The sequence below is a fragment of the Paenibacillus aceris genome (genome assembly GCF_017874035.1).
Classification (GTDB): domain Bacteria; phylum Bacillota; class Bacilli; order Paenibacillales; family NBRC-103111; genus Paenibacillus_E; species Paenibacillus_E aceris.
In genome coordinates this window covers 249,685-263,275 of the sequence record NZ_JAGGKV010000001.1, presented here as the reverse complement: position 1 = coordinate 263,275, position 13,591 = coordinate 249,685, and the positions used below count along the sequence as shown (strand labels likewise).

Here is a 13,591-nt window from a genome sequence, read left to right as displayed (position 1 = left end):
ATTCTTGTCCAAAAAAAATATTGATAAACTTTTGATCTTCGCTCTTGGCGGCGTGGGCGAAATCGGAAAAAATATGTATTGTGTTCAGTATGCGAACGATATCATCGTCATTGATAGTGGTTTGAAATTTCCTGAGCAGGACATGCTCGGAATTGATATTGTCATCCCTGATATCGGATACTTAACGGAGAATCGGGATAAAGTACGCGGCATCATCATTACTCACGGCCATGAAGATCATATCGGCGGCTTACCTTATGTGCTTAAGCACCTTAATGTTCCACTATATGCAACTAAGCTTACAATGGGACTAATCGAGGCGAAGCTGAAGGAAGCGAATTTGCTCGGTACAACGAACCGGATCCTTATTAACGCGGATTCCGTGCTTTCTTTAGGCTCTATTACAGCATCATTCTTCAAAACCAATCACAGTATCCCTGATTCTGTCGGTGTAGCACTGGATACGCCAGAAGGCGTCGTTGTTCATACAGGAGATTTCAAATTTGATCAAACGCCTGTGAATGATCAATATGCAGATTTGCACCGTATGGCAGAGATCGGGAAGAAAGGCGTTTTAGCCTTACTTTCTGACAGTACGAATGCAGAACGTCCTGGTTACACAGGCTCGGAGCGCAGTGTCGGCATTGAGATTGAAGAAGTGTTCCGTAAAGCTAAGCAGAGAGTAGTCATTGCGACTTTTGCATCTAACATTCACCGTGTACAACAGGTGTTTGATGCAGCTGCAGCAACGAATCGTAAAGTTACCGTCATTGGCCGAAGCATGGTAAATGTGGTATCGATTGCAAGCGAATTAGGTTACTTGAACATTCCGGATGGCATGTTGATTGAGCCAGAGGAAGTGAACAAGCTTGCTGCTGATCGGGTTGTCATTCTGTCCACTGGAAGCCAAGGCGAGCCAATGTCAGCTCTTACAAGAATGGCGCGTTCAACCCACCGTAAAGTAGATATTTTACCAGGTGATACGGTCATTATTGCAGCTACGCCGATTCCGGGGAATGAACGTGATGTAGGCCGTACTGTCGATGAACTCTTCCGTATTGGAGCTAACGTAATTTACGGTCCAGGTTCTGTAACGGGTGTTCACGTATCAGGTCACGGCAGTCAAGAAGAATTGAAGCTAATGCTCAATTTAATGAAGCCGAAATATTTTATCCCTATTCATGGTGAATATCGCATGCTGCGTCAACATGGTCTCCTTGCGGAGTCTGTGGGTATGGCGAAAGAAGATATTTTTATGTGCGATATCGGTGATACGGTAGAAATTCAAAATGGTGTTGCACGCAAAGGATCTAAGGTTCAAAGCGGCAATATTCTAATTGATGGACTGGGCGTTGGAGATGTAGGCAACATTGTGTTGCGTGACCGTAAGTTATTGTCTCAGGACGGTATTCTTGTAGTCGTTGTTACTCTCAGCAAACAAGATGGCAAAATTTTATCCGGACCGGATATCATTTCTCGCGGATTCGTTTATGTTCGTGAATCTGAAGGCCTCTTGGAAGAAGCCAATCGAATCGTTACGAATACGTTAACGAAGTTAATGAATGAAAATGTTAATGAATGGGCATCTTTAAAAACTAATGTAAAAGATGTTCTCGGACGCTTTTTATATGAACAAACCAGAAGAAGACCAATGATCCTTCCTATCATTATGGAAGTCTAGGCTCGAACAGTCACTTGAACCTATGCAAATAGCAAAGCTCTCTCCATTACTGGAGGGAGCTTTTTTCAGTTGTATTTACAAGAAGAAAGGATGCATGAAAGCAACCAAGATAATTCATACTATGGGAGATTATGCTCTGTACATGTAAAGTTTGCTAGTCAAAATTGAAGGGGGAATTATTGTGGCATCATCAACAGATCCGAAACAGCAGGAACCAGCAATCGAGGAAGGAAAGAAAAATCCCGTCGTGGAAAATATTCAACAGTTAGGCCAAACCAATACCATTTCAGGTGAATCGAACATCTTTTGCCTCACGATTATCGGACAAGTGGAAGGTCATATCGTACTCCCTCCTCAGAACAAAACAACGAAGTATGAGCATTTGATTCCTCAGCTGGTCGCAGCAGAACAGAACCCCAAGATTGAGGGCGTCATGATCATTTTAAACACGGTAGGTGGTGACGTTGAGGCGGGTTTAGCCATCGCAGAGATGGTGTCGACTCTTTCGAAGCCGTCGATCGCGCTTGTTCTTGGGGGCGGCCATAGTATCGGTGTTCCTATCGCGGTGTCAGCGGACTATTCGATTATTGCTGAAACGGCAACCATGACCATTCATCCGATACGACTAAATGGATTAATTATTGGTGTTCCGCAAACGTTTGAATATCTGGATAAAATGCAGGAACGCGTCGTTCGATTTGTAACGAAGCATTCAAATATTACGGAAGAGAAATTTAAAGAGCTAATGTTTAAAACCGGTGAATTGACTAGGGATATTGGGACAACTGTTATCGGGGAGGATGCTGTGAAGTATGGCTTAATCAATCAGGTCGGCGGGATTGGTGACGCTATTCGGGAGCTTAACAAGCGCATCGAATCTAAGAAGGCATCTCTAGGCGGTGGAATCGTACAATGATACATTATTCGGTTGTACCGATGGATGTGATCTTTGAAGGAGCAGAAACTTATGAACCGAAGTTCTTGGATATTGATCAAGGTGGAGTAAAGATGCAGATTGAACCTATTAGCGGTTTTCAAGCCCGAATTGTCAGGCTTTATAGCTGTAATCCACAGGATTATTTAAAAGAGCAATATGCCCCTGGAACTATAATTTCGTACAGTCCTGTTGTAGAGACTTCACTCACATAAAGCGCTGTTCCTGTATCATCCCTCAAGCCAAATATGGTATAATGTGGACTTGGGGGTGACAAACATGGCGAAACGAAAGAAGAAAAGTAAAGCATTAAAAACAAGTTTGTTATTCGAATTGTACGGGATTCTCATCTTGATTTTTTCCGTGATTGCACTTGCCCACCAAGGACATGTCGGGAACTCGCTGATTTACCTTTTCCGATTTTTTGTTGGAACGTGGTATTCGTTAGTTCCTCTCATTTTCATATATGTGGCCTTATATGCCATGATCAAACGTGCTTGGCCACAGATGGTGACACCTAAGAAAGCGGGCATTTTGCTGTTTATTCTTGGACTGCTGATAAAAAATCATATTGATCTGTTTGCTCAGTTATATCCAGATGGCGGATTCACATCCGGTAAAATCATCTCATCGACATGGGACGCTATGTTGGAAGGTCTGCATCCGACGGATGCCGGAAGGGCAGCGCTCGAACACGGTATAGGCGGCGGAATGATCGGTGGCGTGCTGTATAGTATCTTGTACTTTCTGTTCGACTATTTAGGTGCCAGATTAATTCAGTACGCTTTATTTGTAATAGGCTTTATTCTGGCTACTGGCATTTCCTATGTAGATATCGGAAACGTAATCCGTGGCCGATTTAGCAATGTTGGACAAAATTTCAAGGATAGAATGAAAGAGTGGCTGCAAGACCGGGAAGGGCGGCAGCCGCAGCCAGCTGCTTCTGCTTCGGTTTCTAACGACAAAAAGGTGAAGAAAACAGCCTATGTACCCATCGATGATGAATTCGATGAAGAAGTATTCCAGCCTGTGAATCGGAAGAAATCACCGCTTATTATGGAATTGCTCAGACCCATTAAAGAAGGCCGGAAGAAGGCAACTACTGCTTTAAATGATGAAAATGAAGATGAATTATTACATAATGCAGATGAGACAGACGTTTCAGAACAAGTTGTTTATAAAACGAATGATGCACGAGCTGCAGCCGATCATGCTAATGAGGATCTTCCCATCACTCCGATCATTCGGGATTTTCAAGAGCAAGTGTTTCAAGAAGCGCAACAATCCATTAAACCGACTGCTGCCAACCCTACAAGCCTGTCACCTAAAACACAACCCACTCCGGCGGGTGACGCAGGAGCGGAGGATGACGCTGTTTCACTAGAATTTCAAGAGAATGCACCTATCGTTCAAACGCGTCCATACGAAATGCCTTCGCTTGATTTATTGGCAAAACCGGCTGTCGGCAAAGGCAGCGAGATGTCTGATTACAAAGCGAACGCCAGAAAGCTGGAAGCTACTTTAGAGAGTTTTGGCGTTCGTGCCAAAGTTCTCGAGGTTGTAAGGGGACCAGCGGTAACACGCTACGAGATTCAGCCCGATGTCGGGGTGAAGGTGAGTAGAATCGTATCACTAACCGATGATATTGCCTTGGCACTTGCCGCTAAGGATATTCGGATGGAGGCGCCGATTCCAGGTAAATCTGCGATCGGCATTGAGGTGCCGAATCTTGAAGTTTCAGTGGTTACTATGCGAGAAGTCATGGAGACATCAGCTTTTCAAGAATCCAGTTCTCGACTGTCTGTCGTGTTGGGGCGTGATATTTCTGGACAACCCATCGTAGGGAATTTGGCCAGAATGCCGCATTTACTTGTTGCTGGAGCTACGGGTTCAGGTAAATCCGTCTGTATCAACGGGATTATTACAAGTATCTTGTATAAAGCTAAGCCGAACGAAGTAAAGTTCTTAATGATCGACCCCAAAATGGTTGAATTGAATGTCTACAACGGGATACCGCATCTGCTAGCGCCTGTTGTGACAGATCCGCGCAGAGCTTCGCTAGCTCTGAAGAAAGTCGTCGTAGAGATGGAGAAACGCTACGAGCTCTTCTCGAAGAGCGGGACGCGCAATATTGAGGGCTATAACGCGATGCTGACTGAGAGCGGCACAGCGGCTCCACTGCCTTACTACGTCGTCATCGTTGACGAGTTAGCCGATTTGATGATGGTCGCGGCTAACGATGTCGAAGATTCGATCTGCCGATTGGCTCAGATGGCTCGTGCAGCAGGTATTCACTTGATTATTGCAACACAGCGTCCTTCCGTTGATGTTATCACGGGTGTGATCAAAGCGAATATCCCTTCACGTATCGCATTCGGTGTTTCCTCGCAGGTGGATTCACGGACGATTCTAGATATGGTCGGGGCTGAGAAGCTGCTTGGCCGAGGCGATATGCTTTATTTGCCGGTGGGTGCATCCAAGCCGGTACGTGTGCAGGGAGCTTTTCTGTCCGACCAAGAGGTTGAACATGTCGTTGGCTTTGTTCGTACGCAAGAGCAAGCCAATTACCAAGAAGAACTTGTTCCTCATGTGGAAGAGATGCCGGAACAACAGAATGAAATTGAGGACGAGCTTTACGACCAAGCCGTTCAAATCGTTCTGGAAGCGAAGCAGGCTTCCGTTTCATTGCTTCAAAGACGCATGAGAGTCGGTTATACGCGTGCGGCGCGGCTGGTTGACTCTATGGAAGCCAAAGGCGTTGTCGGCCCTTACGAAGGAAGCAAGCCAAGGGAAGTGCTTATGTCAATCGAACAATATCAACATAACCGGATTAGTTCATAACCGAATTAACCGGACTCCTAAACACTCTCCTTACGGAGAGTGTTTTTGTTTGTATAAACAGAGACCCCCTTTCTCATAATAAGCAAGAAAAGCAAGAAAAGGCTCTTATTTGAAAAGTGAGGTTGAGAAGGGGAATGAATAAACGACTAATTGTACTTACCTTTTGTATTGTTTTTGTGCTGGTTGTCGCCTTTCAACTGAAAGGAAAGTTCAACCCGCCGGCAGCAGAAACGTTCAGTAAAAACGAAATACGTTATGGAGCAACAGGCGCAGACGTCAATGAGCTGCAAGGTCGTTTGAAATTCATTGGTTTTTATGGGGGCAATATTGACGGCGATTACGGGTATAAGACACTCACAGCCGTGAAACGTTTCCAAGGTGAGTTTGGGATGACTGTTGATGGCATTGTAGGGCCTAAGACAAAGCTTAAGCTCTGGGAGGCCACAAAGAATTGGAAACCGACTGCACCTGCTACTGGTGGAAACACGGGTGGAGGAGGTGGCGGTGGCAGTGGCAGTACGGGGAATGCGACTTCTAACGAAAAACCAGCTAATCTCGTTCCATCTAATAACCTTGGACTCTCCGAACAAGATATTAATCTGATGGCTAATGCGGTGCACGGTGAAGCTCGCGGAGAACCGTATATTGGACAAGTTGCCGTGGCTGCGGTCATATTAAATCGCGTCAAATCACCGAGCTTTCCTAACACGGTTTCAGGGGTTATTTTTCAACCTGGCGCGTTTACGGCTGTAGCAGACGGTCAAATCTGGCTAACTCCAGACGAGTCAACGAAAAAAGCGGTACGAGATGCGCTCGGCGGCTGGGATCCATCAGGCGGCTGCATCTATTACTTTAATCCGGAAACAGCAACATCCAAATGGATTTGGTCCAGAACGCAAGTTAAAACGATCGGTAAGCATATCTTCTGCAAATAAATTTAGAGCGGGACAAGGAGAAGGAACCGGCATTGGTTGCTTCTCCTCTTCGTATAGGAATATAATGGAACTATTACGACTTAGAAGGGAGACAGACCTTTGAAGCATATACAATTTGAGCGTAGTACACTGAATCATATTCGTTTGCATGTGCTGCCGACAGACCGTTTCAAAACGTTTGCTATTTCCGTGTACATAGGCCGTCCCTTAGACGAGGATACGGTCACGAACACTGCGCTAACACCATTTGTTTTACGTAGAGGAACTGAATTACGGCCGGAAACGAAGCAATTTCGAGAGTATTTAGATGATTTATATGGTGCGGGCTTCGGTTTTGATATTTATAAACGAGGCGACTATCAAATTGTGCAGCTGCGTATGGACATTATTAATGACCGTTTCGTAAAGTCAGCACAATCGCTTTTGAAACAAGGACTTGAATTCGTTGGAGAAACTTTGACGCGGCCGGCACTTGAGGGTAATCATTTTCGCAGTAAATATGTAGATTCCGAGAAGCAGACACTTCAGAAACGGATAGAATCCGTTATAAATGATAAAATCCGTTATGCTGCTGAACGCTGTATTGAAGAAATGTGCAGCGATGATCCGTATCGGCTTCATCCATTGGGTAAAATAGATGATCTTGACCGCATCAATCCCGAGCAGCTTTACGAACAATATAGACAGTGGCTTCAATCACAACCCATAGATATCTATGTCGTTGGAAATACGACGCTGGCTGAAGTTGAAGGAATTGTTTCAACGGCGTTCAATATTGAACGGAATAAAGATGTTAGTTATGTTACAACAGCTCCGCGGGGAGCATCAGGCAACGTTAAGACAGTTGTTGAGCGACTGGACGTAAATCAAGGCAAACTAAATATGGGACTGCGCACGAACATTTCATACAGAGATGAGCTATATCCAGTAGCTCTTATGTATAATGGGGTTTTGGGCGGGTACCCGCACTCCAAATTGTTTATCAACGTTCGTGAGAAAGCAAGCCTTGCCTATTATGCTTCTTCTCGCTTTGATGGCCACAAAGGGATTTTAACCATTCAATCCGGTATTGAAATGGCTAATTATGAGAAAGCAGTTGATATTATTCGAAAGCAGCTGACTGCTATGGAACAGGGAGATATCAACGAGATTGAATTAAGTCAAACCCGAGCCATGATAGCGAACCAGTTGCGTGAAATTCAGGACTCCGCTTTTGAATTAATTTCGTTTGATTTTAATGCGATCTTATCCGGCAAAGAGCGTACAGTTACAGGATTGATTGAGTCTGTGGAACAGATCGATATTCCAGCGATTGCAGAAGCAGCTAAGCGAGTGCAGCTGGATACGATTTACTTTTTGCGGGATCAGAAGGGAGAGTAGGCCATGAAAGTTATTCCATATCCTCACCTGGGTGAAACGATTTACCACGAAGTGCTTGATAATGGGCTTCATGTGTTTGTTCTGCCCAAAGAAGGTTTCCAGAAAACCTATGCGACGTTCACGACACAATATGGTTCCATAGATAACGATTTCCAAGTTGAAGGTAAAGAAGCTGTTCGAGTACCCGACGGCATCGCCCATTTCTTAGAGCACAAGATGTTTGAAGAGCCTGAAGGCGATATTTTCGCTACATTTGCTTCAAACGGGGCTTCAGCAAACGCTTTTACAAGCTTTGACCGGACTGCGTATTTGTTCTCGTCCACAGATAACTATTTGACAAATTTAACGACATTAATTAATTTCGTGCAAAATCCTTATTTTACAGATGAAAATGTGGAAAAGGAAAAAGGAATAATCGGTCAAGAGATTAAAATGTACGAAGACAATGCGGACTGGAGAAGCTATTACGGATTAATTGAATCTTTGTATGCTAAGCATCCGATTCATATTGATATCGCAGGGACCGTGGCTTCGATTTCAGAAATTACGAAGGAAACTTTGTATGAATGCTACAACACGTTCTACCATCCAAGTAATATGAGTTTGTTTGTTGTAGGCGGTGTAGATGCCGAAGAAGTCATCTCTCTTGTCAAAGAAAATCAAGCTGGCAAGACGTTTGCTCCTCAAGGAGATATCAAAAGATTTTTCCCGGAAGAGCCGTCAGAGGTGAATGAAGCACGAAGAGTTACGATTCTTCCCGTTTCAATGCCGAAGTGTTTGATCGGCTTCAAGGAACCAGCGCCTTCTGTGAAAGGGAAAGACCTGTTAGTCAGAGAATTGACGACGAAACTAATGCTAGATGTTTTGTTCAGCTCGAGTTCCGATATTTATCAAGCTCTTTATGATGAGCAGTTAATTTCAGATAATTTTGGCCATGAATATAACTGCAGTGATGGATATGCCTTCTCTATCCTCGGCGGAGATACCAAAGACCCTGATCAACTTGTTGCACGCATCCGTGAAGAAGTTGAAAAGCGGAAGAGTGCGGGCCTCGATGAGGTTACCTTTGAACGCAGCCGCAAAAAGAAAATCGGTAATTTCTTACGGATGATGAACTCTCCGGAATCCATTGCAAATGAGTTTACGAAATATCGTTTCAAAGGCATTGATTTATTTGATATTTTGCCGGTATATGAGCAGATTTCCCTTCAAGATGTCAATCAGCGCTTTAGGGAGCATTTTGATTGGAGCAAACTTGCCATATCAATCGTTCAAAGTCGTGAGAAGTCGTGACTTTCTCCAAACCATTCAGTGAACAAACCGTTCTCATTACGGGAGCTAGCAGAGGAATAGGAGCAGCTATTGCTGAGCGTTTTGCCGCGGTAGGGATGAGAGTAGTCATTCACTACCGCGATTCCCATGAGGCGGCAAATGAAGTCGCCAGATCCTGCATGAAGCATGGGGCTAAAGTGTTGACGGTTTCTGCAGATGTCAAATCCCGTGAACAAATTTTGGTGATGAAAGAAAAGCTGGAACAAAAAGAGATGGTTCCCGATATCATCGTGAATAATGCGGGTATTGCCCATTACGGATTGCTGTCAGATGTGAGTGAAGAAGAGTGGGATTCTGTCATGGACGTTAATCTCAAAGGTGCTTTCCTTTGTTCTCAAACGTTTATGAAAGCTATGATTTCCCAAAAATATGGGCGAATTATTAATGTTTCCTCCATTTGGGGCATCTCGGGAGCTTCCTGTGAAGTCGTTTACTCAACGGCTAAAGGAGGGCTGAATGCTTTTACCAAAGCATTAGCGAAAGAGCTTGCCCCCTCTGGAGTTACTGTGAATGCGGTGGCGCCGGGCGCTGTCGAAACGGACATGATGGCTGGCTTTCAAACCGAGGAGCGGGATGCCATTGCCAGCGAAATTCCGGTGGGCCGTTTTGCTATGCCTTATGAAGTGGCTTCGCTCGTTTATTTTCTGGCGCTTCCTGAGTCAGGTTATATTACGGGTCAGATCATAAGCCCCAACGGCGGTTGGTTGACCTAATTGCTATTGTAAGAACTCCGCGCATAATTCTGAGCTGAGAAGCGAATATTACTTATGTAATGACCATCTCTCACAACTCAAAGGAGGCTTCTTACAATGGCTACTGTACTTAAAGTATTTGATAAGTGGAAAGAGTTTCTGGCTGAGCGCGTCAGTCAAGCTGGACACGCAGGGATGAGTGATGAAACCATCTCTAAGCTCGCTTTTCAAATCGGTGAATTTTTAGCAGATAAAGTTGACCCGGAAAATGAGCAGGAGCGTGTGCTCAAAGAGCTGTGGGACGCAGGAGATGAGCAGGACAAACGTACGCTTGCCCGACTCATGGTAAAATTAGTAGACAAAGGATAATAACCGTTTTACAATTCAATAGTGTACTATGTGAAAGCCTCCTCTTTCGGAGGCTTTTCCATGCTTTCTTAGGTAGAAAGGAATAGATTTCATGATTATCAAACGTTTTATGCTAGTAATTTTGCTCTTATCCTTCATTGTATCAGGTTGTGGAAATCGAGGTATACCCGTCATTAAGCAGGAGTTATTGAACAAGAAATTGTCTGTCTTGATGCTCTCGAGCGTTAATTTGTCGGATACTGCGAAACAATCCGTGGGCAATGCTCTTCAAAAGTGGAGAGAGGCCAATCTCATTGCTTATGATTGGATAAACGATTTAAGTGCACTGGATGATCGTGTCCTCACGAAGTTGAAAGCAAGTTCGTACGATTACATATATGTCATCGGTAACGATTTGTTCCCATCGGCAAACGGGGTGATTCAGCAAGGGGTAAATTCCGGTAAATGGACTTTATTACAAAGTCAGCTGGATGTGAACGGGAGTGCAAGCACGGTGATTGACCAAGCTGCTTTCCTGCAGATTGATTCTCAACAGATTGAAAACTTGAAAAACAAGTGGATTGAAGATCTGTTGGCTCAGAATGTGACCGTGGAGTGGGTAACGCGAAGTGACCGTCCGATTCCTTCTGCTTGGGCTCCTTCCGAGGAAGCGGATCATATTGTTTTGCTTGATAATAATGAACAGTGGTTTCAGCAATTATCGTTCCAGACCAGGCAGCACTTTGCCAAATGGATCATTTTCTATTCACCGGCAACAGAGGCGCAATTGCAGAGAGCAAAAACGCTTGGCGCATCCGTCATGGATGTCTCCAACTCTTTATCGGCTGAGCTAAATTGGACGCAAATTCTAGATGATCGGCTGCTTGCAATGACAAGTAACTCATGGCAGAAAGGCCCCATAAACTACAATGAAAAAGAGCTCACTGAACTTAAAATGAAATAAATTTAGCACTCTTTAGAGCAGGAAATTGGCGAAAATTGTAGAATTTAATTGATGAGCTTATAATTTGAACGTTACAGATATTGCGATGAGGTGGAAGGATTGGACGTTAAAGAATGGTACATGGAGTATAAGATTCACAAAAACCGCCCCGGGTTATTAGGGGATATTGCTTCCTTGATGGGGATGCTGGACATTAACATTGTAACCATTAACGGTGTTGAAGATCGTACACGTGGCATGCTGCTTCAAACCAATGATGAAGAAAAAATTGACTTAATGGGTAAAATGTTAAAAAAAGTAGATAATATTACTATTACCGCATTGCGACCACCGAAGCTGGTTGATATTTTGGCGGTACGTCATGGTCGTTATATTGAACGTGATTCGGATGATCGCAAAACTTTCCGTTTTACCCGTGATGAGTTAGGTCTATTGGTTGACTTTCTTGGAGAGGTTTTCAAGCGGGACGGAAACCATGTTATTGGGCTTCGCGGCATGCCGCGCGTGGGTAAAACAGAGTCAATCATCGCTGGTAGTGTATGCGCCAATAAGCGTTGGACATTTGTCTCTTCAACCTTACTTAGACAAACGGTCCGCAGTCAATTATCCGAAGATGAAATGACTCCTAATAATGTGTTCATTATTGACGGAATCGTTTCCACGATTCGTTCAAATGAGAAGCATCACAGTCTGTTGCAGGATATCATGGCAATGCCTTCAACAAAAGTGATCGAGCATCCGGATATATTTATCCGCGAATCTGAATACACATATAATCACTTTGATTATATTATTGAACTTCGGAACAGCCCGGACGAGGAAATTAATTACGATTCATTTACTTACACTTCCGAACCTTTTTAAGGTTTGTAACGTCATTAACTAATAGGATTCCCGCGGGGAGGTGACCATAATGTCTGATCTTGGATACATTTTACGTAAGACACGATTAGAAAGAAAGATTTCGCTTGACGATTTGCAGGAAGTTACAAAAATTCGTAAACGATATCTAGAAGCCATTGAAGAAGGAAACTATAAAGTACTGCCAGGAAGCTTTTATGTCCGAGCTTTTATCAAAAGCTATGCGGAAGCGGTTGGACTAGATCCAACGGAAGTGCTGAATATGTACGAAACAACGAATCCTTCTCCAGTAGTGGAAAAACCAGTTGTAGAAACGATTCGAAAGAATCGAACGAGTGTTCGTAATACAGAGAAAATGAGCCGATGGGCTTCCAGCGTTATGTTTATATGTTTCATTTTGCTCATTTTCGGCATCGTGTACTATTATACATATAAGAATTACAAGGGAACACCGGCAGGAGAAAAGCCTTCTCAAACGCAGTCACCGAGAATAACGGATTCCACGAATCCTGGGGCAGGCACCACTCCGAATACATCAACGAATGCGTCCAGTGATGGTAAAGTGGTGCCTCTTCCGACCCCAACATCGACGCCAGCACCAACACCGACGCCACCGGCTGTACAAGTTAAATTTAGCAGTAATGAAAAAGGTGTAGATAACTATACGATTACAGGTACTGCAAATTTGAATATTCAGATGAAAATTACAGGCTCCTGCTGGATTCGAGTTGATGCTCTTGCAGATGGGGGCGGTAAGGATATGCTTAGACAGAAGCTGTACAAAGAAGGCGATACGGACACTTTCGATTTGACGAGCTCAGCCTATCTGAATGTTGGTGCAGCGAGTGCTTTAGAGCTTACCGTTAATGGCACCGTAGTTCCTGTTGGCGATACGCCTAATCCTAAGCGTGTACAGTTGAATTTGCAGAAAAACTAGCATTTTGGCAGTTCCTGCGCTTTCCCGGGTAATGAATAATTTCCTCAGAGACATCCTAGGCCGAGGGGCTGCGGGATGTTTCTTTTTATACGACTTCTTGCTATAATGCTTATGTAATTTGATGGAAAGGGTGTTTGGTCGAAGATGAGTTCAGAAAGTTCGTTCGATATTGTATCCAAGGTGGATATGCAAGAATTAAATAACGCCATTCAACAGGCGGAAAAAGAGATATTGACCCGCTTTGATTTTAAAGGCAGCAAAAGCAGCATTAAATTAGACAAGGATCAATTGGTCGTCACTTCAGATGATGAATTTAAACTTCAGAATGTGCTAGATATCCTGCATGCGAAGATGACGAAACGCGGAATCTCGATCAAAAATCTCGACTACAGCAAAGTAGAACCGGCTGCCGGCTCAACCGTCAGACAGAAAATCAGCATGAAGCAAGGCGTTGATCAAGAGAATTCCAAAAAGATTAATATCCTAATTCGTGATTCCAAGCTTAAGGTGAAAACGCAGGTTCAAGGTGATCAAATTCGGGTTACCGGGAAGAGCAGAGATGATTTGCAAGCTGTTATCGCTTTATTGCGTAAGGCAGACATCCCTCTAGATTTACAATTTGTAAACCTGAAATAGGCATACATACGATGTAATTGAAAGACAAGCCCCCTACATCTAGGGGGTTT

General features: G+C 43.9%; 13 protein-coding genes. All 13 read left to right on the top strand.

Annotated features, from left to right (window positions below; genetic code table 11):
* Positions 1-4 precede the first annotated feature (4 nt).
* The 13 genes from J2Z65_RS01190 (at position 5) to J2Z65_RS01130 (ending at position 13,541) form a co-directional block, all read left to right on the top strand.
* Positions 5-1,681 (top strand): ribonuclease J, encoded by a 1,677-nt coding sequence (locus J2Z65_RS01190; protein WP_167056299.1) that lies wholly within the window; start codon positions 5-7, stop codon positions 1,679-1,681.
* Between the two features lie 181 nt (positions 1,682-1,862).
* On the top strand, positions 1,863-2,597 hold the full coding sequence (locus J2Z65_RS01185) for an ATP-dependent Clp protease proteolytic subunit (protein ID WP_167056303.1): 735 nt from the start codon (positions 1,863-1,865) through the stop codon (positions 2,595-2,597).
* Positions 2,594-2,830, top strand: a complete 237-nt coding sequence (locus tag J2Z65_RS01180) for a YlzJ-like family protein (RefSeq protein WP_167056306.1) — start codon at positions 2,594-2,596, stop codon at positions 2,828-2,830. Before J2Z65_RS01185 ends, J2Z65_RS01180 begins: the two co-directional genes overlap by 4 nt.
* A 64-nt stretch (positions 2,831-2,894) precedes the next feature.
* Entirely contained in the window at positions 2,895-5,456 is a 2,562-nt protein-coding gene (locus tag J2Z65_RS01175) for a DNA translocase FtsK (RefSeq protein WP_167056309.1), read from the top strand.
* A gap of 134 nt (positions 5,457-5,590) precedes the next feature.
* Positions 5,591-6,391 carry a spore cortex-lytic enzyme gene (gene sleB / locus J2Z65_RS01170; protein WP_167056313.1) on the top strand — a complete coding sequence of 267 codons (801 nt, stop codon included), beginning with the start codon at positions 5,591-5,593 and terminating at the stop codon, positions 6,389-6,391.
* 99 nt (positions 6,392-6,490) lie between these two features.
* Positions 6,491-7,771: an EF-P 5-aminopentanol modification-associated protein YfmF gene (gene yfmF, locus J2Z65_RS01165; RefSeq protein ID WP_167056316.1), complete on the top strand. Its 1,281-nt coding sequence runs from the start codon at positions 6,491-6,493 to the stop codon at positions 7,769-7,771.
* Between the two features lie 3 nt (positions 7,772-7,774).
* Positions 7,775-9,064: an EF-P 5-aminopentanol modification-associated protein YfmH gene (yfmH, locus tag J2Z65_RS01160; RefSeq protein ID WP_167056318.1), complete on the top strand. Its 1,290-nt coding sequence runs from the start codon at positions 7,775-7,777 to the stop codon at positions 9,062-9,064.
* Positions 9,061-9,816, top strand: a complete 756-nt coding sequence (gene ymfI, locus J2Z65_RS01155; protein ID WP_167056321.1) for an elongation factor P 5-aminopentanone reductase — start codon at positions 9,061-9,063, stop codon at positions 9,814-9,816. Before yfmH ends, ymfI begins: the two co-directional genes overlap by 4 nt.
* Positions 9,817-9,912: 96 nt before the next feature.
* Positions 9,913-10,164 (top strand): DUF3243 domain-containing protein, encoded by a 252-nt coding sequence (locus J2Z65_RS01150; protein WP_127450964.1) that lies wholly within the window; start codon positions 9,913-9,915, stop codon positions 10,162-10,164.
* Positions 10,165-10,255: 91 nt separating this feature from the next.
* Entirely contained in the window at positions 10,256-11,107 is an 852-nt protein-coding gene (locus J2Z65_RS01145; protein WP_167056324.1) for a hypothetical protein, read from the top strand.
* Positions 11,108-11,227: 120 nt separating this feature from the next.
* Entirely contained in the window at positions 11,228-11,971 is a 744-nt protein-coding gene (locus tag J2Z65_RS01140; RefSeq protein ID WP_376768421.1) for a DUF3388 domain-containing protein, read from the top strand.
* A gap of 49 nt (positions 11,972-12,020) precedes the next feature.
* On the top strand, positions 12,021-12,905 hold the full coding sequence (locus J2Z65_RS01135; RefSeq protein ID WP_167056329.1) for a helix-turn-helix domain-containing protein: 885 nt from the start codon (positions 12,021-12,023) through the stop codon (positions 12,903-12,905).
* Between the two features lie 144 nt (positions 12,906-13,049).
* Positions 13,050-13,541, top strand: coding sequence for a YajQ family cyclic di-GMP-binding protein (locus tag J2Z65_RS01130; RefSeq protein WP_167056332.1), 492 nt, complete (start codon positions 13,050-13,052; stop codon positions 13,539-13,541).
* Positions 13,542-13,591 lie beyond the last annotated feature (50 nt).